The sequence below is a fragment of the Streptomyces sp. NPDC040622 genome (assembly GCF_055593965.1).
In genome coordinates this window covers 680,586-702,269 of the sequence record NZ_JBVIXD010000001.1, presented here as the reverse complement: position 1 = coordinate 702,269, position 21,684 = coordinate 680,586, and the positions used below count along the sequence as shown (strand labels likewise).

At 69.3% G+C, this 21,684-nt stretch carries 23 protein-coding genes; 15 read left to right on the top strand and 8 right to left on the bottom strand.

The features are described from left to right. Positions 1–156: 156 nt before the first annotated feature. From ACZ592_RS03050 to ACZ592_RS03040, 3 genes are all read right to left on the bottom strand, one after another. Positions 157–537, bottom strand: a complete 381-nt coding sequence (locus ACZ592_RS03050) for a pentapeptide repeat-containing protein (protein WP_471580001.1) — start codon at positions 535–537, stop codon at positions 157–159. Positions 538–785: 248 nt separating this feature from the next. Continuing rightward, a complete protein-coding gene (locus ACZ592_RS03045) occupies positions 786–1,493 on the bottom strand; it encodes a DUF6445 family protein (RefSeq protein ID WP_471579728.1) in 708 nt (235 codons plus the stop codon). Further along, positions 1,486–2,112, bottom strand: a complete 627-nt coding sequence (locus ACZ592_RS03040; protein ID WP_471579727.1) for a hypothetical protein — start codon at positions 2,110–2,112, stop codon at positions 1,486–1,488. The genes ACZ592_RS03045 and ACZ592_RS03040 overlap by 8 nt, the downstream gene beginning before the upstream one ends. A 290-nt stretch (positions 2,113–2,402) precedes the next feature. On the opposite strand from ACZ592_RS03040, the gene ACZ592_RS03035 reads away from it, so the two are divergent. The 8 genes from ACZ592_RS03035 to ACZ592_RS03000 all read left to right on the top strand — a co-directional run bounded on the left by ACZ592_RS03035 (position 2,403) and on the right by ACZ592_RS03000 (position 10,006). After that, positions 2,403–2,561 carry a hypothetical protein gene (locus ACZ592_RS03035; RefSeq protein ID WP_471579726.1) on the top strand — a complete coding sequence of 53 codons (159 nt, stop codon included), beginning with the start codon at positions 2,403–2,405 and terminating at the stop codon, positions 2,559–2,561. 138 nt (positions 2,562–2,699) lie between these two features. Beyond that, the gene (locus ACZ592_RS03030) at positions 2,700–4,022 is read left to right on the top strand and encodes a YcaO-like family protein (RefSeq protein ID WP_471579725.1); all 1,323 of its coding nucleotides are present in this window, start codon (positions 2,700–2,702) and stop codon (positions 4,020–4,022) included. A 28-nt stretch (positions 4,023–4,050) separates the two neighbouring features. Then, the gene (locus ACZ592_RS03025; RefSeq protein WP_471579724.1) at positions 4,051–5,454 is read left to right on the top strand and encodes a SagB/ThcOx family dehydrogenase; all 1,404 of its coding nucleotides are present in this window, start codon (positions 4,051–4,053) and stop codon (positions 5,452–5,454) included. 43 nt (positions 5,455–5,497) lie between these two features. Next, positions 5,498–6,151, top strand: a complete 654-nt coding sequence (locus ACZ592_RS03020) for a TOMM precursor leader peptide-binding protein (RefSeq protein WP_471579723.1) — start codon at positions 5,498–5,500, stop codon at positions 6,149–6,151. Beyond that, positions 6,148–7,620, top strand: a complete 1,473-nt coding sequence (locus tag ACZ592_RS03015; protein WP_471579722.1) for a nitroreductase family protein — start codon at positions 6,148–6,150, stop codon at positions 7,618–7,620. Before ACZ592_RS03020 ends, ACZ592_RS03015 begins: the two co-directional genes overlap by 4 nt. Positions 7,621–7,789: 169 nt before the next feature. Then, complete coding sequence (locus ACZ592_RS03010; protein WP_471579721.1) at positions 7,790–8,131, top strand: hypothetical protein; 342 nt, start codon at positions 7,790–7,792, stop codon at positions 8,129–8,131. Further along, entirely contained in the window at positions 8,128–9,321 is a 1,194-nt protein-coding gene (locus ACZ592_RS03005) for an NAD(P)/FAD-dependent oxidoreductase (RefSeq protein ID WP_471579720.1), read from the top strand. The genes ACZ592_RS03010 and ACZ592_RS03005 overlap by 4 nt, the downstream gene beginning before the upstream one ends. A 55-nt stretch (positions 9,322–9,376) precedes the next feature. After that, complete coding sequence (locus tag ACZ592_RS03000; protein WP_471579719.1) at positions 9,377–10,006, top strand: flavoprotein; 630 nt, start codon at positions 9,377–9,379, stop codon at positions 10,004–10,006. A 107-nt stretch (positions 10,007–10,113) separates the two neighbouring features. Here the strand turns inward: ACZ592_RS03000 and ACZ592_RS02995 are convergent, their stop codons facing one another. Continuing rightward, positions 10,114–10,536 carry a YjbQ family protein gene (locus tag ACZ592_RS02995; protein WP_471579718.1) on the bottom strand — a complete coding sequence of 141 codons (423 nt, stop codon included), beginning with the start codon at positions 10,534–10,536 and terminating at the stop codon, positions 10,114–10,116. Positions 10,537–10,638: 102 nt separating this feature from the next. Here ACZ592_RS02995 and ACZ592_RS02990 point away from each other — a divergent pair, with 102 nt between their 5' ends. The 6 genes from ACZ592_RS02990 (at position 10,639) to ACZ592_RS02965 (ending at position 16,128) form a co-directional block, all read left to right on the top strand. Next, entirely contained in the window at positions 10,639–10,722 is an 84-nt protein-coding gene (locus ACZ592_RS02990; RefSeq protein ID WP_355809829.1) for a putative leader peptide, read from the top strand. 240 nt (positions 10,723–10,962) lie between these two features. Then, positions 10,963–11,871, top strand: coding sequence for an ABC transporter permease (locus tag ACZ592_RS02985; RefSeq protein WP_471579717.1), 909 nt, complete (start codon positions 10,963–10,965; stop codon positions 11,869–11,871). Beyond that, positions 11,844–12,617: an ABC transporter ATP-binding protein gene (locus ACZ592_RS02980; RefSeq protein WP_471579716.1), complete on the top strand. Its 774-nt coding sequence runs from the start codon at positions 11,844–11,846 to the stop codon at positions 12,615–12,617. Before ACZ592_RS02985 ends, ACZ592_RS02980 begins: the two co-directional genes overlap by 28 nt. A gap of 73 nt (positions 12,618–12,690) precedes the next feature. After that, the gene (locus tag ACZ592_RS02975; RefSeq protein ID WP_471579715.1) at positions 12,691–13,734 is read left to right on the top strand and encodes an ABC transporter substrate-binding protein; all 1,044 of its coding nucleotides are present in this window, start codon (positions 12,691–12,693) and stop codon (positions 13,732–13,734) included. Between the two features lie 2 nt (positions 13,735–13,736). Continuing rightward, positions 13,737–14,945: an LLM class flavin-dependent oxidoreductase gene (locus ACZ592_RS02970; RefSeq protein ID WP_471579714.1), complete on the top strand. Its 1,209-nt coding sequence runs from the start codon at positions 13,737–13,739 to the stop codon at positions 14,943–14,945. A gap of 73 nt (positions 14,946–15,018) precedes the next feature. After that, entirely contained in the window at positions 15,019–16,128 is a 1,110-nt protein-coding gene (locus tag ACZ592_RS02965) for an FAD-dependent oxidoreductase (RefSeq protein ID WP_471579713.1), read from the top strand. A gap of 25 nt (positions 16,129–16,153) precedes the next feature. On the opposite strand, the gene ACZ592_RS02960 is transcribed toward ACZ592_RS02965, so the two are convergent. From ACZ592_RS02960 to ACZ592_RS02945, 4 genes are all read right to left on the bottom strand, one after another. Next, positions 16,154–17,443, bottom strand: a complete 1,290-nt coding sequence (locus ACZ592_RS02960; RefSeq protein ID WP_471579712.1) for a S8 family peptidase — start codon at positions 17,441–17,443, stop codon at positions 16,154–16,156. A gap of 186 nt (positions 17,444–17,629) precedes the next feature. Continuing rightward, positions 17,630–18,331 carry an antibiotic biosynthesis monooxygenase gene (locus tag ACZ592_RS02955; RefSeq protein ID WP_471579711.1) on the bottom strand — a complete coding sequence of 234 codons (702 nt, stop codon included), beginning with the start codon at positions 18,329–18,331 and terminating at the stop codon, positions 17,630–17,632. Between the two features lie 120 nt (positions 18,332–18,451). After that, positions 18,452–19,264 (bottom strand): endolytic transglycosylase MltG, encoded by an 813-nt coding sequence (gene mltG / locus ACZ592_RS02950; protein WP_471579710.1) that lies wholly within the window; start codon positions 19,262–19,264, stop codon positions 18,452–18,454. A gap of 43 nt (positions 19,265–19,307) precedes the next feature. Next, a complete protein-coding gene (locus ACZ592_RS02945; RefSeq protein WP_471579709.1) occupies positions 19,308–21,116 on the bottom strand; it encodes an ABC transporter ATP-binding protein in 1,809 nt (602 codons plus the stop codon). 94 nt (positions 21,117–21,210) lie between these two features. Here ACZ592_RS02945 and ACZ592_RS02940 point away from each other — a divergent pair, with 94 nt between their 5' ends. Further along, a complete protein-coding gene (locus ACZ592_RS02940; RefSeq protein ID WP_471579708.1) occupies positions 21,211–21,654 on the top strand; it encodes a MarR family winged helix-turn-helix transcriptional regulator in 444 nt (147 codons plus the stop codon). Positions 21,655–21,684 lie beyond the last annotated feature (30 nt).

Here is a 21,684-nt window from a genome sequence, read left to right as displayed (position 1 = left end):
GGGGGGAGGGTTTCCTCGGAGAGTGGGGTTTTGCCGACAAAAGCGGTCCCACTTTACAAAAAAAGAGAGACCGTTCCGGGGGAGTCGGAAAACACCTGTGGGCCCCCGCAACCGTCTATTGGGCAGATACCTTCAACAGCTCGGCGTGCGACACCCTCAGGCCCATGCCCGATCGAGCTCCACACCCTCGGTGAAAGCCGCCGAGAAGTCCACATTCCGGGTAAAGCCACCCCACAGATCGAGCCCGCGCAACGCGGCTCGTGAGCAAGTGGACCCCCGCAGATCCGCATGCCGCATGTCCGTCCGACGCAACTCCGCCTCCGTGAGGTCTGCGCCGCTCAGACAGGCATTGAAGAAGCTGGCACCAGCAAGGCCCGCGCCAGTCAGCACGGCCCCTGTCAGGTCTGCCTTCTCCAGATCCGCGCCGGTCAAGTCGGCTTCTGACAAGTCGCACCGGCGCAGGCGCGCCCCTCGCAGATTCGCTCCCCGCAAGTGCGCCCCTCTCAGATCTGCACCGTCCCCGTGAGCGCGCAGCATGCTCCAGCCATCGACGATCCACCGCGCTCGCCCGGTACCGTCCGCCGACAACTGGGCGACCACGAGTGTGCGCAATTCCTTCCCTGTACGCGAAAGGTCCTCACAGGTCCGGTGGAGCGATCCGCTGTCCACAGCTCGCCGTACCGTGCCATCAGGTCCGTGCAGGCCGAGCTCCACCGCATCCGTGGGGACCAGCCAATGGTCGTCCACGGCTGGATCCGCACCACAGGCCCGTAGCGCTACCTCAATCAGTGTGCGACTGGCAGGTTGGTCCGCCACGCTTCCTCCTCAGAATCGATCGCTGTCGGTCGACCCGGGACCGGGTACGCCGGCGTTCCGGGGTCTGGGATCACGGTGAAGAAGAAGTTGTGGGTGAGCCTGGCGGTCTCGGGGCTGTCCCCGCATCCGCCGAGTGGCGCGTGGTACAACTCGCATCCCCTGAAGAGCACCAGCCGGTTGTAGACCGGCCCGACCTGCCCGACCAGCTCCCATTTGGACAGGTCCGCCTTGTCACGACTCGCGACGCGGGCGTCGAACTCAGCCGCGTCACAGAAGCCGAGCGTGCGGGCTTGACGATCCGTCGGAGGCGCCACAAGGCCTGTCTCCTTGTGCCGGTAGAAGCCCGTTCCGGCACTCATCGGCGCATCCGGAGTGAGGTAGACCATGCCCGCCCAGTCAATAGCCGTAATATCCGCGTGCGCCTTGGCGTTGACACCTGATTCTGCAGTGATGTATCGGAAGCCACCCCAGGTCAATCTGGCTTTGTCCACATAGACCTCACCGCCGACGAGCTCCGAAAAACGGCGGCGCAGGGAGCTCGCATCAATGGCCAGTCGGCTTGCGTATCCGGGATAATCGACCGGATTGAGGTCCCCGAACTTCGACAGGAGGGCTCGCTCCCTGATCGCATCCGGGTTCGAGTAGAAATCATCGACCACGATCACTTTGCTACGCATGACGCTCCTCCAACCGTATGGGGTCCGCCGTCAGATGCAGCCACTGGGTAAGCCTTGCCGTCTCCGGACCCGCACCGAAACCGGGTCCGTCCAGGTGTGGCCCGCTCCCCGCGGCAAAGATCACCGCACGGTTGAACTTCGCCTCGATGAATGCGGTCTGTTGCATCGCGGCACCTTCCTTGCCCTCGCGGCGGAAGGAGAGTCCACCACAGCAGTCCTCCGGAAGGTTCAACCACACCAGTACCGTCCAAGCGGCACCGGTGGGGCTGGCAATGCTCTCGGCAGGTGCCTCAACCGGCAACAAGGCGAAGTACGTCTCCACAGCTGCCCCTGCAGTGGCCGGATCTCCCGTCGTCACCAATCCGCGGATCCGGTCGACGGCCTCGCTGTCGGCAACAGACGCCTGCCACGCCCCGGCAGGCAGGCGAGACTCGCCCCCCGGGGCCGTCCACGTGCCGCACACGGCGCGCTCTCGCACGGCCACCGGATCCCTGTAGAAGTCATCCACTACCTCAAATGTCTTGCGCAACTCGATTCTCCATTCGGCATCGGGCCGGAAGAAAGGCCCCGGAAATCCGCGGAGCTGGTGCAACGTGCCCTGCAGAGACTGCGCGGACATCGACAACGTGTTTAACACATGTCGAACCAGGCCAACAAGGAGCAGGTGTTCAACTGAATATATGCACCAGTTGAACACCTCGCCGCCACAGACAGCAACGCCTGCTCTCGGAAGGGTTGATTCCGCAGTGCGTTCTTTTGTGCCTCCATTGACGAGCTCTCCGACGCATAGTTCACTGAGGAACCGTTCGGCTGCGGGTTGATCGGCTCTCTCTTCTCGGGAATTAATCGGTCCTGGGCCGATTTCGCCGGCCAGTCCGCATCCTTTCTTCGTCCCAAAAGGAGGATGAGTTGCCGGTAAATGTAGAAGAAGACGAGAGTCTGGATCTGGAACTGTCAGAGGAGGAGAGCACGGACTGGGAACTGCTCGTCGACGGTGTCTACGAGCAGGGTGGTGCCTTCATGATCTGCGGCCCGCCCCCGTGCGCCAGTGGCGTATCCGGCTGCTGATTCCACGTTGCCGAGGCTTTGCCGACCTGGTTGATGGGTCGGCAAAGGCTCGCTGACATGGCAGGTCCCAACTGATTCATCGGGCGAGCCCGCTCGGGCTCGCCCGTCCAACTCAGCGCGTTCACAAGGACAGGAGATATGGCCATCACCTCTGGCAACAGCCCGGTCGGTCTCGCGGAAGAACGCTTCCGCGAGTCTCCTCTGGCGACGCTGGTCTCCCCTGTCGGGCTCGTCTCCGCGACCCGCCCCGTGCCCGGACTCCGCGGGCTGAACCGCTTGGCCATGGCAATAGCGAGCGTGGGAAGCGGGACGCCGGGGGTGACCGCGAAGGGCTCGTTCGGTGCCTCGGGCGCCGGTCGGGTCCTCGACGACGAGTACCTTTCTTACGTGGTCGCCACCGCCGAGGCCGCCGAGCGCTACGCGAGCCGATTGGTGCACGAACAGCCGCGGCTGGCCACGTTGGACGAACTCGAGGGCCCAGCGCTCGACATGACACGCGTGCCCCGGTGCTCTGACCGCGAGTACTCCCATCCGCGCTGCCGGGTTCGTCCCTACGATCCCGCCACCCCGATCCACTGGACCCCCGGCGTCGACCTGATGACCGGCCGGGACATCTGGGTTCCCACCGTGATGGCCTGCTACGGCTTCCAGGTTGAAGCCGCCGAGAGATTCGTCTATCAGATCTCGACTGGACAATCGGTCCACACCGACCCCTACGAGGCGGTGCTCAACGGTTTGATGGAGGTGTTCGAGCGAGACTCGATCGCCCTCACCTGGCTGCAGAAGCTACCGCTGCCACCCGTGGATCCCGCCGTTCTCTCCTCCAGCGTCCACGAGCTGCTGGACTGGTGCGAGCGGCGGTTCCTGCCAACCCAGCTCTTCGACGCCACCACGGACCTGGGGGTGCCCGTGGTCTACGCGTTGCAGGTCTCCCCCCATGACGACAGCATTCGGCAGATGGTCGCGGCGGGCGCCGGCCGAAGCCTCGGTGAGGCTGCCGAGCGCTGCCTGATGGAGCTGCTCACGCTCCGCGACTGCTATCGGCCCGACGAGGAACTCCCCACCGATTACGGCGACTTCACGTTCCTGGAAGGCGCGCAGATGATGTGCCGACCGGAGTATGCCGATGCCTTCGCCTTCCTGACGGACGGCCTGGCCGACCGCCACCCCTCCGCCGGCGCCCCCGCACTCCCCGTGGACCCCAAGGCTGCGTTGGAGGAGTTGCTGGAGCGCCTGGCCGACGCCGACATGCAAGCGGTGGTGGTGGACCGCACCTGCCGGGAGTTGCGGGCAGCGGGGTTGACGGCGGTCGCCGTCGTCGTCCCAGAGCTGCAACCCATGTCGCTGGAGCCGCTGGCGCAGTTTCGGGCCCATCCGCGGCTGACGGAGGCACCGCTGCGCATGGGCTTCGCTTCGCTTCCCGAGGAGGAACAGAACCAATGGCCACAACCGTTCGCGTAAGAGGCGTGGACCCAGGTGGAGCGCAGCAGTGATCACCTGGTGCCTGGCCACGGGGACCAGCATGCGGTCGGCGGACGAGGAACCGGACTGCGCCCTGCTGCTGACCACTCCGGACGGTCGGTCCAGGACACTGCGCCCGTCCGCTCCGGTCGCCGAGGCGCTGCTCTCGCTGGCCACCGAGGTGCGGAGCGACGCGGAGCTGGCCCATCTGGCATCCCAGGACGGCGAGTCTCTGCAGCGGGAGTTGGCGACGCTGCTGAGGCAGGGAGTGCTGAACCTGCGATGCGCCGATGGTGAGCGGGAGCTGCTGCGGGTCACTGGCACCAGTGAGCTTTCCACCATCACGCGAGTCCCGCAGCGGCCCGTTCAGCGCATACAGCTCTCCCGATTCGCTTGCCTGCGCCGTCTGAACGACGAGCTCGTGGTCGAATCGCTGACCGCACACACACGCCTGGTCATCGCCGACCCGGAGTCCGCTGCGATGCTGGTGCGTCTGGCCGAGCCGCGGTCCATCGGCGAGCTGTGCGCCAGGGCCCAACTGCCCGGCACGGTGGCTCTGGAGCTGCTCGAACTACTCGTCGCCACCGGGGTGACCTGTCCGGTGGATGAAGACGGCAGGCTGGAGGAGGACGTCGACCCGGTACCGGCCCAGCGGGAGTTCCACGACGTCCTGCTTCACTGGCACAGCCGCGGAGGGCTGTCGGACGCAGCTGTCGGGGCGCTCTACCCGTTCCGCGACCGCTTCCAGCCGCTCCCCGCGGTGAAGCAGGTCCGAGGGCCGCTGATCGAGCTGCCACGGCCGGACCTGAACCTGCTGCGTAAGTCCGATCCGTCATTCGCCGAGGTGGCGGAGGACCGGCACTCGGTGCGGCGCTTCAGAACCGACTGGCTGACACAGGAGCAGCTCGGCGAGTTCCTGTATCGCGTCGCCCGGGCGCGTGCCCAGGGGCCGGCCGAGGAGGCCACGCCCTACGCCCGTACGGATCGGCCTGTCCCATCGGCCGGGGCCAGCCACGACTTGGAGCTCTACCTGTCGGTCACCCGATGCCGGGGGCTCCCGCCCGGCGTGTATCACTACGAGCCGGTAGCGCACGGGCTGACGCTGGTCACGCCCGACCGTGAGGCGGTGCTGGAACTGGTCGCCAACGCTTGCAAGGGCATCGGAGCGACGTCGGTCCCCCAGGTCGTGGTCACCCTTGCCTCGCGCTTCAACCGGCTGTCCTGGAAGTACCGCGGCCTGAGCTACGCAGCCACCTTGAAGAACGTCGGTGTGTTCTACCAGGCCATGTATCTGGCAGCGACCGCGATGGGACTGGGCGGCTGTGCGGTCGGCGCCGGTGACTCGGCGGCGTTCGCCCGGATCACCGAGCTCAGCCCCCTTGAGGAGTCGTCCGTCGGGGAGTTCGTGTTGGGCATCCCGCTCGATCGGTGAACGCCGAGCGGCGTCCAGTGGATTCAAAGGAGGAAGCAGACCCATGGCTCAAGGCATACAGCCGGACCGTATCGGTGTGGCCGGCGTCGGAGACTTCGGAGAGGCGGTGCGCGAACGCTTCTGCAGCGAACTCGGCGCCGTGCCTCTGGCCACCGAGGTGCTCAGGGCCGACCAGCCACTGCCCGACCCGCCCGATGTCGTGGTGGTGGCGCTCTGGCGGCCGCTGGATGAGATCTCCGAGCGCGTCGACGAGGCCGCCTTCGCCGTCGGCCGACCGTGGCTGCCGGTGGTGTTCGAGCACCCTTGGGTGGTGGTCGGTCCGTGGCTGGAGCCGCCCGAGGGGCCGTGTCACCAGTGCTACCTGGCCCGCCGGGCGCAACACCGGGAGACCTCCGACACCGTCCAGATGATGACCGAGGCGTACGCCACCGACCCGGAGCTCGGCGTCGCGGGACACTTGCCTCACCACGTCCGGCTGGCGGTCGGCCTTGCACAGCAGGCCCTCCGCCTCCGCGAGCCCGGACTGGTGCTGTCCGCCAATATCGTCGGGAACCGGATCGCCAGACACCGGACCCTGGGCTGCCACGGCTGTCCACGGTGCGGACAACAGGACCGGATGGGCGCCGACGGAACGGTCCTGAACGTGGCACGGTCACTTCAAGTGCCGGCCCTCACCGGCGCCGGGACCGGACGATGAGCGCGCCGGCGGCCACCGGGGCGGGTCTCGGCGTCGAGCGCCGTGCCCGATTGGTCCGCGGCCTCGCAGTGGTCCAGCGCGCGGACCGGCTGGTGGTCGAGGGAGTGGCCAAACGCCAGGTCTTCACCGGCGTGGCAGCCACCAAGCTCCTGCCGCAGCTGTTTGCGAGACTGGACGGCGAGCACGACATCGACGCTCTGGCCACAGCCACCGGAGCTCGCTCGCCCGAGGTTGCCCGGGCTCTTCGGCTGCTGGACCAGGGCGGACTGGTCGAGTGGATCACGCCGGACGGAACCGACCCGGCAATCACCCCCGCGGCAGACGCGTATCTCTCCCGCAGCCTCTCGCTGACCAAGCGCCATCGCGAGACTCGTGCGGTCGCCGCGGTGCTTGCGCACGCCCAGGTCACCGTGGTGGGGTCCGTCCCGCTCGCCGAGGCGGTGCTCTCCTGCTTGCGGGAGAGCGGCGTGACCGGTGCCGTGGGGGCGACCACTCCCCCGGTCGGGCCGCAGCAAGTGGTCGTGCTCTGTGAGCGGGAGCCCGCGGAGTTCGCCGCGCTGGCGACCGAGCTGTGGCGACGGGGCACGCCGGTGCTCCGTTTCTCCGGAGACAGCGAACGGCTGGAGCTCGGCCCCTTCTTCCACCCACGCTGGACCCCCTGCCCGGGCTGCTGGTCGTCGGCCTCGGAGCCCGCAGGACGGGGGGAGCTGCCCACTCATGCCGTGGAACTGGCCGCCGGGCTGATCTGTGCGGAGGTGCTGGCGCTGCTGAGCATGATCACACCGCCGGTCACCGTCAGCAGGGTGGTGCGCGTGACATTGGCCGATCTGCGCGAGGAGACACTGGTACTCGGTCCGGATCCGGGCTGTGCGGAATGCTTCCCGGAGGTTCCCGAGACGGACGGTCGAGTCGCCGCTCACTATGAATGGGCCACGGCCTGGTCGCCCTGGGCCGTGCTGCCGGGCGGCGCTAGAAGGACGACTTCCCGGATCGCAGCCCAGTACGAGGCCTCGCCGAAGCTCTCCCTGGATCGACTGCCACAGTACCTGCGGTCGTTGCTGACCGAGCCGACGCCCACCGAGGAGGTGGACGTCTACGTCCTGGGTGTACCGGGGACGGACCTCCCGGTACACCTCTATGACCCGGATTCCGGTCAGCTGGTGGCCACCCGGGCGAGCGCCACGCCAGTACCACTCGGCCTGCCGGGAGAACCGGATGCAGTGGTGGTGCTTGTTGCCGCGCCGGTGCGGCGCTTCCCGGACCGAGGCGCTGAGGTCCACCGGCTCGCCCACTTGGAGACCGGAGTGGCCCTGGCTCAGTTGCAAGAGGCAGCCGTGGGCTGCCGGCTTCACGTGACCACGCAGTGTGATCCCGCCCTGCGCGAGCTGCTGGAGCTGAGGGCGGATCAGGAGGTGCCGGCCGCCGTGGTCGGCGTGTACAAGGAGGTTGAGCATGCCCCTGGCGACTGAAGCGGATCTCTACTACTCGGCACTGCGGCTCGGTCCCCCGCCACTCGGGACAACCGAGCCCGGGCCAGCAGAGGTTTCCGAACCTGGTGAACTCTCCCGGCAGGAGCTACGAGAAGCCCTGGACGCGTGTGGGCGGTGGGCGAACGAGCAATTCGGGCCACGCCTCCGGGTGCTGATCGGTGTTCTGCACGACGAGGCCATGCTCCCCGGGCTCTACGTACCGGGCGAAGACGCCCCGCTCCCCGACTCGGCCACACAGCTGGACGGGTTCCGCACGGCACAGATCTCCGTGGCACTGCTCTGGTTCGGTGATGTGGCTGCGGCCGGGGCTGAATTCGGGGCACTGCTGATGCAGGTCGGCCGGGGTGCGCAGATGGTCCGCACGGCGCTCGGCGAGGCCGGGTACCAGACGGTCCTCGACACCAGGGCAGGCCTGGTGCGAACACCGGATGCCGTCGGCCGGCACCTGGGCAGCGTGCTGGTCGGGCGCCCCGCACCACGCGTCCGATGAGCGGCTATGACGCGATCGTGGTCGGCGCTCGCTGTGCCGGCGCCACCACCGCCATGCTGCTCGCCCGGCAGGGACGACGCGTGCTGCTCCTGGAACGGGCGGCCTTTCCGAAGGACACCCTGTCCACCTCGCACATTCAGCTGCCCGGTGTGGCGATGCTCGCCGATTGGGGGCTGCTGGACCGGCTGCGCGCCACCGGCTGCCCGGCATCGGCGCGAACGGTGTACCGGGTCGGCGGGATCACGGTGTCCGGGGCGAGCCGTCCGGTACGCGGCCAGCAATGGAACTACGCGCCACGTCGCCACCTGCTGGACCAGCTGTTGGTGGAGGCCGCAGTGGCGGACGGAGTGGAGTTTCGGGACTCCACGGCGGTCAGCGAAGTCCTGTTCGCCGAGGGACGGGCGAACGGCGTTCGCTGCCGCACCGCCAGCGGCAACTGGGTGAGTGAGCGGGCCCCACTGATAGTCGGCGCGGACGGAATGCACTCACAGGTCGCGCGCCAGGTCCGAGCCGAAACGCTGGCCAGTGCCGCTTCCAAGACCTGTGTCTACTACACTTTCTGGGATCTGCCGACCGATAACCTGCTGGCACTGACCAAGGCAGACGGTGCGTTGATCGGCTCGATCGGAACCAACGACGCCACACTGGTTGCTTGCTATTTGCGCCAGGCGGAGTTTGCCCGGGCCCGCCAACAGCCGTTGGAGGTCTACCTGGACACCATTCGCGAGCACCACGGCGAGCTCTACGAACGGCTGCACTCCGCCGAGATGACCGAACGCATCTATGGCACGGGCGACCAGCGGAATTTCATTCGGCAAGCCTCGGGCCCGGGCTGGGCGCTGGTGGGCGACGCCGCGGTGCACAAGGATTCGGTCACGGCTTGGGGCATCACGGACGCGTTCCGACAGGCCCAGCTACTCGCCGATCACCTCGCCTCGGCCGGCCCCCCGGATCAGACGCTGACTGAATACGCCGACACGCTGGTGACCCGTGCACAGCCCGGCTATCACGATGCCCTGATCGTCGCCGATCTGGAACTCAGCGATACCGAACTGCCCTTCGTAAGCCTGCTGGCCGACTCTCCGGAGCTCGCCGACCTCTACTTCTCCCTGGCTTCCGAGGCGATCACACCCCAGGAGTTCAGCGCCGCGTTCCAGGCCGCTCACCCCACGCCCGTGGCCCCCGGCTGAGCCGCAGTGAGCCAGATCTGTTGTCATACCTGAAGTTCCGAGGAGTGTGGGCACCATGCGAGCGAGTGACAGCGGCCGGACAGAGTCTCGCCCGAAGGCCCTGCGGACGAAGCGGATGCTGCTCATTGCGACCGGATCAATCAGTGCGGCATATCTGCCGAGCCACCTGATCTGGCTCGGGTCCTGGTACCCGGATCTGGATATCAAAGTGGTGGTCACCCGGTCGGCCAGTCAGTTTGTCAGTACCGAAGCGGTCGGCGCCCTTTCGGGCAGGGAAATCCACCACGACGTATGGGGAGGAGGCGAAGATGCGGCACAGGCCAAGCATGTCGAGTGGTGGATGTGGGCGGACTCGGTTCTCGTTTATCCAGCCACGATGAATTTCATCGCCCGGCTGGCACTCGGCGTGGCTGACACCCCGGCGCTTCTGGCTCTGCATTGCACAACGTCCCCCATCGTCGTCGCACCTGCATTGCCCCCTGGCGGGTGGGAGAGCGACGTGATGATGCGGCATGTCAATGCTCTGCGCGAGAGATCCAACATCGCAGTCGTGCCTCCGGTGAAAGGCGTGAGCATCGCCACGGGGGAACGTAACGGATGGCTGGCAGCTCCACTTAATGTAGTTCTGCAGGAACTTTCTGTCGGCAGGGATACGGGCGAGGAGGATCCCAACACACGCGGGTAGCAACCGTCGACTGCGCCTGTCGGCGCTCCCTGCCGTCATCCCAATACCCCTCCGTTTCGGGCTCACGAGGTAGGGAGACTTCACGGCCACGCGCAGGGCGATCGGGATCACCCCAGGAAACTCAGCCGGACCTGACGGTTCGGGTTGTCGACGTTGGTGTCGACCAGGCACACCGACTGCCACGTGCCCAGCTCCAGGCTGCCGCCGACGACCGGCAGGGTCGCGTGCGGCGGGACCAGGGCGGGCAGGACGTGGTCGCGGCCGTGTCCCGGGCTGCCGTGGCGGTGCTGCCAGCGGTCGTCCGCGGGGAGCAGGGTGTGCAGCGCGGCGAGCAGGTCGTCGTCGCTGCCCGCCCCCGTCTCCAGGACGGCGATGCCCGCCGTGGCGTGCGGGACGAAGACGTTGAGGAGGCCGTCACGGCCGCTCGCCGCTTCACGCAGGAAGGCCTCGCAGTCGGAGGTGAGGTCGACGACCGCCTCGGTCGAACCGGTGGCGATCCGCAGGACTCGGGTGGTGAACGCATCGGACATACCCCCATCCTCCCCCACTCCGTCGCCCAATCCTTGATACCGGCAGTCCGCCTTTCGAGACGCCATTGACCGTGCGTGGACGACCTGGCTACGTTCAGCGGCATGTTGCGTTCAGCTCTGCTCACCACGCGCGGTCACATCGACCTGCTGCGGGTGGCCTCTTCCGCGTGTCGCCGCGGCTGCTGACGCCCTTTCACCCGCTTCAGGTTCTCCCTCTCTCCCGGTACGGCCGGTATGGCCGGTAGCCGCCCGGTGCCGTTCCCGCGTATCCGCAGGCGCACGCACTCCTGATCGGCAGGCCTGACCAGCGGGCCTGTGCACAGGTTCGATGCGTGTGTCCGCCCGCACTCACGCCCGAGCGTCACCCGGCCCGCCCGCCCTCACCGGCGCCCCTCGCCTCTCCCGCCCCTCCCGCCATGGAGCGCCATGAGCATCAGCCATGCCCCACCGCACACCTCGTCACCCGACATATCGGGTATCTCCACATCTGGGTCCGAGCAGTCCGGCGTAGGACCGGAGCCAGGAACCGGGCCCGAACTCGTCGCTCTCGTCCCCTCCTCCAGCCGGCGCGCACGCGTCCCCCGCTGGCTGCGGCGCACCTCGGGACCCCTCGCGCTGCTCGCGCTCTGGCAGATCCTCAGCGCCACCGGCGTACTGACCAGTGACGTGCTGGCCTCCCCCGGCACCATCGCCCGCGTCGCCGGTGATCTCATCGGGGACGGCTCCCTGCAGAACGCCATGGGCGTCTCGCTGCAGCGCGTCGCGCTCGGGCTGCTGTTCGGGACCGTGGTCGGCACGGGTCTCGCGCTCGTCTCCGGGCTCTTCCGCATCGGCGAGGACCTCGTGGACGCGAGTGTCCAGATGCTCAGGACCGTGCCGTTCGTCGGCCTGATCCCGCTGTTCATCATCTGGTTCGGCATCGGCGAGGCCCCGAAGATCGCCATCATCACGCTCGGCGTCTCCTTCCCGCTCTACCTGAACGTGTACGCCGGAATCCGGGGCGTCGACGCCCAGTTGATCGAGGCCGGCGAGTCGCTCGGCCTGTCGCGGTGGGGGCTCGTGCGGCACGTCATCCTGCCCGGCGCGCTGCCCGGAGCGATGACGGGACTGCGCTACTCGCTGGGCATCTCCTGGCTCGCCCTCGTCTTCGCCGAGCAGGTCAACGCCGACTCCGGCATCGGCTTCCTCATGGTCCAGGCCCGCGACTTCCTGCGCACCGACGTGATCGTCGTCTGCCTGGTCGTCTACGCCTTCCTCGGTCTGACCGCCGACTTCGTCGTCCGTACCCTCGAAAGGCTGCTGCTGCAATGGCGACCGACGTTCACCGGCCGGTGACCCCGACCGCGCCCCCCGCCGGGGCCACCGCGCCGGCCGCCGTCCGGGTCGACGGACTGACCCGCAGCTTCGACGGACGGGCCGTCATCGACAACCTCCACCTGGACGTGCGTCCGGGCGAGTTCGTGGCGCTCCTGGGCCGCAGCGGCTGCGGCAAGTCGACGCTGCTGCGCATCCTCGCCGGCCTCGACCGCGACATCGAGGGCACGGTCCTCGTGCCGCGCCGCAAGGCCGTCGCGTTCCAGGCCCCCCGTCTCATGCCGTGGAAGCGGGTGTGGCGCAATGTGCTCCTCGGCCTGCCGGGCAAGCCCGACCGGGACGTCGCGGAGCAGGCGCTGACCGAGGTGGGCCTGAAGCACCGCACCAACGCGTGGCCCAAGACGCTCTCCGGCGGCGAGGCCCAGCGCGCATCGCTGGCCCGCGCCCTGGTGCGCGAGCCCGATCTGCTGCTGCTCGACGAGCCGTTCGGCGCTCTCGACGCGCTCACCCGCATCAAGGCGCAGCGGCTCGTGGACGAGCTCTGGCAGCGGCGCGGCTGCGCGGTCCTCCTCGTGACACACGACGTCGAGGAGGCGGTCCTCCTCGCCGACCGGGTGCTCGTCATGGACGACGGCGTCATCGCGTACGAGACGGAGATCGACCTGGAGCGTCCGCGCGGCATCTCCGACCCGCGCTTCGGCGAGATCCGCGCGGAGCTCCTCCAGCGGCTCGGCGTCGACGCATCCGCCGAAGCCTCCGCCGCCTGAACAACCGTCCCCGGCCCCGCACTCCACCTCACCTCACCCACCGCTCGACCCGATCGAACCGAACGGAACCGTCATGCGACGACCACGCCTCACGCCCGCCGTCCTGTTGCTCCCCCTGGCCCTGGCCCTCGCCGCCTGCTCCGGCACCTCCTCCGCCGGTACCTCGATCGGGGGCGGCGGCGGTACCGACGGCAAGGGGTCGCTGACCCTCAACGTCGGGGACCAGAAGGGCGGTTCGGAGGCCGTGCTGCGCGCGGCCGGTGAGCTCGACGACCTCGACTACAAGATCCGCTGGTCGACCTTCACCTCCGGCCCCCCGCTCCTGGAGGCCATCAACGCCAAGGCCGTCGACGTCGGCGGCATCGGCAACACCCCGCCCGTCTTCGCGGCAGGGGCGGGCTCGAAGATCTCCGTGGTCGCCGCGACCCACGGGACGGCGGACGGCGAGGCGATCCTCGTGCCCGAGGACTCGCCCCTGAAGAGGCCCGAGCAGCTCAAGGGCAAGTCCGTCGCCGTGGCGCAGGGCTCGTCGGCGCACTTCCAGCTGATCGCGTCGCTGAAGAAGGCCGGGCTCGGCTTCAAGGACGTCAAGGTCAAGTACCTCCAGCCGGCCGACGCGCTCGCCGCGTTCACCAGCGGCAAGGTGGACGCCTGGGCCGTCTGGGACCCGTACACCTCGCAGGTCCTGCGCGGCAAGAAGGGCCGCGTCCTGACCGACGGCGACGGAGTGGTGAACGGCCTCGCCTTCCAGGCGGCGGCGCCCGGCGCGCTGAAGGACAAGAAGAAGGCCGCCGCGATCTCCGACTATCTGGAGCGGCTGCGCAGGGCGCAGGACTGGGTCTTCAAGCACCCCGAGGCCTGGGCGAAGGTCTGGGCGAAGGACACGGGGCTGCCGTACGAGGTCGCACTCGACGCGGTCAAGCGCACCAACGGCACCCGGGTTCCGGTGGCCGTGGACAAGAACGTGATCGCCTCCGAGCAGGAGATCGCGGACACCTTCACCGACTTGAAGCTCATCCCGCGCCGCATCGACTTCGGCGACTTCGTCGACACCCGCTTCAACGGCGATCTGCCGCCCTCCTCCACCAAGCCCCGCACGTACCGCAAGGAGTCCTGACCATGACCGTCCACCTGCACTGGTTCCTGCCGACCGGCGGCGACGGCCGCACCCTCGTCGACCGGCACGCCTACACCGACGGCGGCATCACCCGCTCGCGGGTCACCCCGGTGAGCGGCGTGCGCGCCCCCGACATCGAGTACCTGGCCCAGATCGCCAAGGCCGCCGAGCAGTTGGGCTTCGAGGCAGTCCTCACGCCGACCGGGACGTGGTGCGAGGACGCCTGGCTGACGACGGTCGCGCTCGCCCAGCACACCGAGCGCCTGAAGTTCCTCGTCGCCTTCCGTCCCGGCGTCATCTCCCCGGTGCTCGCCGCGCAGATGGCGGCGACGTACCAGCGCATCACCCGCGGCCGGCTGCTGCTCAACGTGGTGACGGGCGGCGACTCGACCGAGCAGCGCCGCTTCGGCGACCACCTGGACCACGACCGCCGCTACGCGCGCACCGACGAATTCCTCTCGGTCGTACGAGGGGTGTGGGGCGGCAAGCCGTACGACTTCGACGGCGAGCACTTCCAGGTCGAGGGCGGGCTGACGGCGCTCCCGCCGGACCCGCTGCCGGAGATCTTCTTCGGGGGCTCGTCCCCTGCGGCGGGCCCGGTCGCGGCGCGGCACTCGGATGTGTATCTGACGTGGGGCGAACCGCCGGAGCAGGTCAAGCAGAAGATCGACTGGATACGCGGACTCGCGGAGAAGGAGGGTCGCACGGTCCGGTTCGGCATCCGGCTGCACACCATCTCCCGCGACTCGGCCGCCGAGGCGTGGACGACGGCGAACCGGCTGCTCGACGACCTCGATCCGGACACCATCGCCGCCGCCCAGGAGGCTCTCGGGCGCAGCGAGTCGGTGGGCCAGCAGCGGATGCTCGCGCTGCACGGCGGCTCCCGCGACAAGCTGGAGATCTCACCGAACCTGTGGGCCGGCGTCGGCCTCGTGCGGGGTGGCGCGGGCACGGCCCTGGTCGGCAGCCATGCCGATGTCGCCGACCGGATCGAGGAGTATCACGCGCTCGGCGTCGAGCACTTCGTGCTGTCCGGCTATCCGCACCTGGAGGAGGCGTACTGGTTCGGCGAGGGCGTCATCCCCGATCTGGCCGCGCGCGGGCTGCTGCCGAGGATCCCCGCGTCGCCGGTATCCGGTGTGCCCGCGGCGAACGGCCGGCCGGCCTCCGCGCCGGGCGGCGCTCCGCTGCTGGTGGGCGGCGGGCGCTGACGACCCGCGATTCCGGGCAGGTCCGCCTGCCCGGCTCGGGAAGATCTCCAGCCCTGACACGGTTGGTAGAAACGTGAACGACATCGGGGTACGAGACGCGGCCGCCACAGCGGCGGTGCAGGACGTGGACGTGGTCGTCATCGGCGCGGGGCAGGCAGGCCTGTCCAGCGCCTACCACCTGCGGCGGACCGGCTCGGAGCCGGGCCGGGACTTCGTGGTCCTCGACCACGCGCCCCGGCCCGGCGGCGCGTGGCAGTTCCGCTGGCCCTCCCTGACGTACGGCAAGGTCCACGGCATGCACGCGCTCCCCGGGATGGAGCTGACGGGCGCGGACCCGGCCCGCCCGTCGTCGGAGGTCGTCGCGGAGTACTTCGAGGAGTACGAGCACCGCTTCGACCTGCGCGTACGGCGGCCCGTCGACGTGCACGAGGTCCGCGAGGGCGACGGCGGACGACTGCTCGTCGAGACGTCGGCGGGCACCTGGTCATCGCGGGCTCTGATCAATGCGACGGGCACCTGGGACCGGCCGTTCTGGCCGCGCTACCCGGGCCAGGAGACGTTCCGGGGACGGCAGTTGCACACGGCGATCTACCCGGGTCCCGAGGCGTTCGCGGGGCAGCGGGTCGTCGTCGTGGGCGGCGGCGCCTCCGGCACGCAGCACCTCATGGAGATCGCCCCGTACGCGGCCGCGACCACCTGGGTCACCCGGCGGCCGCCGGTGTTCCGCGAGGGTCCGTTCGACGAGGACTGGGGGCGCGCCGCGGTCGCCATGGTCGAGGACCGCGTGCGCCAGGGACTCCCGCCGCAGAGCGTGGTCTCCGTGACGGGCCTGCCTGTGAACGACGCGATCCGCCGGGCGCGGGCCGACGGCGTCCTCGACCGGCTGCCGATGTTCGACCGGATCACACCGTCCGGCGTCGAGTGGGACGACGGCCGCGGCGTCGACGCCGACGTCATCCTCTGGGCGACGGGATTCCGCCCGGCGATCGAACACCTGGCACCGCTGCGGCTGCGTGAGACGGGCGGTGGCATCCGCATCGAAGGCACCCGGGCCGCCGCGGACCCGCGCGTCCACCTGGTGGGGTACGGGCCTTCGGCCAGCACGATCGGCGCCAACCGCGCGGGCCGCGCGGCGGTGCGCGACATCCGACGGCTCCTCGCGGGGGCGCCGGTCTCGGTGTGACCCGCCCCCGGCGCCCCGGCCGGCGTCAGGGCAGGTACAGGGTGTAGAGCAGCCGGTCGGGTGCGACCGGCGGGGTGCCTTGCAGGACGCCCGTGGTGGCGTTGTCGACGAGGGCCCGCTTGACCTGGGCCGGGGTGTCCGCGGGACGGAAACCGAGGTGCAGGGCGGCGGCACCGGCCGCGTGCCCGGTGGCCATCGACGTGCCGCTGAGCGTGGCCGTCGCGGTGTCACTGTCCTTCCAGGCCGAGGGGATCTGCACGCCGGGCGCGAAGAGGGACACACAGGTCCCGTGGTTGGAGGAGGACGCCCGCCGGTCGCTCCGGTCGCTCGCACCGACACCGATCGTCTCGGCGACCCGCGAGGGAGAGGTCGTGCAGGCGCCGCCCGCCTGGCCGGAGCTGCCCGCCGAGACGGTGTAGGTGACGCCGGAGCGGATGGAGCGCCGCACCGCGTTGTCGAGGACCTCGCTGGCGGCGCCGCCGAGGCTCATGTTGGCGACCGCGGGCTTCGCCGCCTTCGCGGTGACCCAGTCGACGCCCGCGACGACCCCCGAGGTGGTGCCCGAGCCCTGGCAGTCGAGGACGCGCACGGCCACCAGGCGCGCCTGCTTGGCCACCCCGTACGTCTTGCCCGCGGCGATGCCGCCCACGTGGGTGCCGTGGCCGTTGCAGTCGTTGCCGTTCTGTCCGTCGCCGACGGTGTCGGTCCCGACGGAGGCACGGCCGCCGAACTCGGTGTGCGTGGTCCGCAGCCCGGTGTCGATGACGTACACGCTCACACCCGGGGCGGTGGTGCGGTACGTGTACGTGGTGGACAGCGGAAGGCGCCGCTGGTCGATGCGGTCGAGTCCCCAGGGCGCGCCGGGCTGGGTCTGGTCACGCGGCGCGGCGCCGACGGTACCGGCCCGGGCAGCGGTCTCCCGCGGGGCCTCGATCCGGACCCGGGTGTCCTGCCGCACGTACGCGACGCGGGGGTCGGCGGCCAGCCTGGCCGCCTGCGCACGGTTCATCCGTGCGGAGAAGCCGTGCAGCGCCGCCCGGTACACATGCCCGAGCCGCGCGCCGTCGGCCCGGCCGACGAGCTCGCGCGCCACGCCCGGCACGCTGTCGGAGGAGGCGGCTCCCGACCCGGAACCCGCCTCCTTCAGCACGATGATCCAGCCGTCGGGCACGGCGGTTTCGGAGCCGCTCGCCGGCCGCAGTTTCGCGGTGGGTCCGCCCGATGCCGCATGGGTGGCGGACGTGCCGCCGAGGAGTCCGGTGGCCGTCAGTACGGCGGACAGCAGCACCGCTGCGTGCCGCCGACGGGAGCGCATTCTCATTCCCGGTGCACCTGAACCTTTCGTTGACCAGGGGTGGGCTCGGGTCATGTGCGGTGCGCGGTGCTGTCGTTGCCGGTGGTGCGGCGCTGAGCGCAGGACAGCCTCTCGTGCCGCTCTGCGCGGCACAAGAGGCCGGGACTCCCGGCCGGCGGCTTCAGACTTCCGTGGGGGGGGCGCTCCTCAGGGCGCGGCGACGTTCACCAGGCTCTTGTACGGGACGTAGCGCGGCACGCTGGGGCTGGTGGGGGCCGGGGTGACACCTTCCAGGGCGTCGATCATCAGGCCGAGTTCCACGGTGCCGCCGCCCTCGGTGAAGCGTCGCCAGGCCGACATGTCGCTCCACTCCGCGTGGTTGAGCACCCGGCGGCCGTCCTTGCTGGTGTGGAAGTGGGCCGCGAGCAGCCCCGGTGGCCGGATCCGCTCCAGGATGTCCACGACGCCGTCGACGAAGGCGCGCTGGTTCTCCGGCCCCTCGGTCTCGAACGTGGGGGTGACCAGCGTGCCGGGGGCGCGGTCCACCCGCTCCGCGGACTCGTAGCTGCGGTAGAGGGCGTAACGCACCTCGCCGGGGCGCTCGATGCCCAGGACCATCCGGTCGACCCTGCTCATGGCCTCGGAACTGCGTGCCGCACTGCGCCACGCACGGTGGGCGTCGTCGTCCGTCCACTGCGCGTAGTTGAGGACTTCGCGGCCGTTCTCGCTGAGGAAGGTCGTGAGCGAGAGCATGCCGGCCGGGCGTCCCTGCTGTTCCCACTCCTCGATCATGAGGTCCGCGGCCTGCTTCTGGACGCCTGGGACCGGCAGCGTCCAGGAACTGACGAGGATCGTCCCGGCGTCGGCACGGCGGACGTCGGGAAAGGCGCACGATATCGGTGCGGGCATGATCGGCCCCTCCTGCACACTGATCGGTACGGTCAGAGGAAAGCGTTGTACCTGAACCACGGTTGAGGTCAAGGAGAAGCCGACCCGGCGAGCGAGAGAACACCCCCCTGGGCCCCCTTGCTACTTCCCCTTGTTGAACTCCCCTACGTTCTTCTGGTGTTCCTCAAAGTTAGCCGTGAAACGTGTGTCTCCCGGCTTGACCGTCACGAAATACAGCCAGTTTCCGGGAGTCGGGTTGATCGCCGCACGCATGGCCGCCTCGCCGGGGTTGCCGATTGGCGTGGGCGGCAGGCCCATGCGCGCATAGGTGTTGTACGGACTGCTGATCTTCGTGTCGCGTTCGCTGGTGGCCAGCGTGGAGCGGTTGAGCGCGTAGTTGATGGTGGAGTCCATCTGCAGCGGCATGCCCTGGTCGAGGCGGTTGTAGATGACCCTGGCGACCTTGCCCATCTCCTCCTTGGAGCCCGCCTCCGCCTCGATCATGCTCGCGATCGTGACGGTCTGGTACACGTTCACGGCATTGCGGTCGGCACCTGCCGTGACTTTACCGCCGCCGAACTTCTTGGTCGCGGTGTTCACCATGTATGACAGGACGGATGCCGGAGTCGACTGGGAACTGATCGGATACGTCGCCGGGAACAGATACCCCTCGGGATTGCCGCCGGCGTCGCCGGGAAGTTTGAGTTCGGCCTTCGGGAGGGCCTTCTTCGTGGTGCCTGCGGGCACCCCGAGGGCCTGGTCCACGGCCGTGTACACCTGACCCGAGCGCCATCCCTCCGGGATGGTCAGCGATTCGGGTCGTGCGTCGTCGTCGGGAAGCAGCAGCGGCACCGTCACGGCGGTGGCCGCGGCGACGGCCCCGATCGCGATCAGGGCGATCCGGCCCCGCCGCGTCAGTCGGATCGTGCCCCTTCGCGGAGTCTTGGTCTGCATGCGGGCACGGTAACCCGCAAATGGTCATATTCCTGGCATATCTTCATGTCGTCGGCTCCAGTTGGGCGTCTCGGCGCACGAGAGCGGCGTAACGGCCGTCGTACGCCAACAGCTCCTCGTGGGTGCCGCGCTCCGCGGTACGGCCCTGGTCCAGGACCACGATCTGGTCGGCTCCCCGGACGGTGGAGAGCCGGTGGGCGATGGTCAGGGTGGTCCGGCCCGCGGACAGGGCGTCGATGGCTTCCTGCACGGCCCGCTCCGTTCGGGTGTCCAGGGCGCTGGTCGCCTCGTCGAGGATGAGCACCGGCGGGTCGCGCAGGATGGTGCGGGCGATGGCGAGGCGCTGCTTCTCGCCGCCGGAGAAGCGGTGGCCGCGCTCGCCGACGACCGTGTCGTAGCCGTCGGGGAGGGAGGCGATGTGGTCGTGGATCTGGGCGGCCCGGGCCGCGGTGACGAGCTCCTCCTCGGTGGCGTCGGGCTTGGCGAAGCGGAGGTTGTCCGCGACCGAGGCGTGGAAGAGGTACGTCTCCTGGGAGACCACGCCGACGGCGCGCGCGAGGGTGTCGAAGTCGAGGTCGCGCACGTCGACCCCGTCGAGGGTGACGCGGCCGCCCGTGACGTCGTAGAGCCGGGGCACCAGATGACTCAGGGTCGACTTGCCGGAGCCGGTGGGACCCACCACGGCGAGACTGCCGCCCGCCGGTATCGCGAGGTCGATGTCCTGGAGCGTGGGGCCCGACTTCTCGTCGTAGCGGAACTCGACGCCCTCGAAGCGGATCTCGCCCTTGACGGTGTCCAGGTGGACCGGCTTCGCGGGCTCGGTGATGTCGATGGGCAGGTCGAGGTACTCGAAGATGCGCTGGAAGAGCGCGAGGGAGGTCTGCATCTGCACGCCGGTGGAGAGCAGGCTCACGGTGGGCCGGAACAGGCCCTGCTGGAGCGAGACGAAGGCGACGAGCGTGCCGATCGAGACGGTCGGGCCGCCCGCCTGGAAGGCGATGCCCGCGGTCCAGTAGATGACGGCCGGCATGGCGGCCATGACGATCGTGATGACGGCCATGCGCCAGCGGCCCGCCATGTTCGACCGGATCTCCAGGTCGACCAGTTGCTCGGACTCGTCGGCGAACGACTTGGTGAGGGAGTCGGCTCGGCCCATCGTGCGGCCGAGGAGGATGCCGCTCACGGAGAGGGACTCGGTCACCGTCGCGGCCATCACGGCCATCTGCTTCTGGCGCTGCGTGGCGATCCGCTTGCGCTCGCGGCCGACTCGGCGGCTGATCCACACGAACACCGGGAGCAGCAGCAGGGAGACGACGGTGAGCCGCCAGTCCAGGGCGAGCATGGCGACGACGGTCGCGATGACGCTCGTGAGGTTGGAGACCAGGGAGGTGGCGGTGGAGGTGACCGTCGCCTGCATGCCGCCGATGTCGTTGGCGATGCGGGACTGGACCTCGCCCGTGCGGGTGCGGGTGAAGAAGGCCAGGGACATGCTCTGCAGCCGCCCGTACACGGCGGTGCGCAGGTCGTGCATGACGCGCTGGCCCACGGAGGTGCTGATCAGGGTCTGCAGGACACCGAAGACACTGGTGACGACCGCGCTGACGATCATGCCGAGCGCGAGCAGGCTCAGCAGGCCGGTGCGCCCCTGCGGCAGGGCGGTGTCGAGGATCTCCTTGAGCAGGAACGGGGTCGCGACCGAGACGAGCGAGGCGGCGCAGACCAGCAGGCCCACGATCGCGAGGCGGCCTCGGTAGGGGCGGAAGAGGCGGAGGATGCGGCGCATCTGGCGCGGCTGCGGCTCCTCGCCGGAGGCCGAGGGCTGCGGCGTCCAGGTGGGTTCGTCGTGGCGCATGGGCTCCTTCGGGATCTCGGACGACAATGACTCAGGGAGCATAGCTCACTGTTACCTATACTCACAATGCACAAGGTCCTGATAATGTTCCCGCATGGACACCCCGGACCCCGACGGCCTGCTCGCCGAACAGTTGCTGCGGCTGACCCGCAGGCTGCAGCGGATCCAGAAGCGGCACCTGGTGCCGATCGGCATCACACCCGCCCAGTCCCGCCTGCTGCGCACCCTCGCGCACTACGAGACCCCGCCGCGCATGGCCGACCTCGCCGACCGCCTCGAAGTCGTGCCCCGCGCCGTGACCACCCTGGTCGACGGCCTGGAGGCCGCGGATCTCGTGCGCCGCGTCCCCGACCCCACCAACCGCCGGGTGATCCGCATCGAGCTCACCGACGCCGGGCTGAAGGCCCTCGGTGAGCTGCGCGGCGCGCGCCGGACCGCCGCAGAGGACATCCTGGCTCCATTGGACGCCGAGCAGCGCGCACAGCTGGGCGTCCTGCTGAACGCGCTGTTCGACGTGCCGGACGTCCGCCGCTGCTGACGCCACCGGCCCGCCGGGCGCCGCCGACAC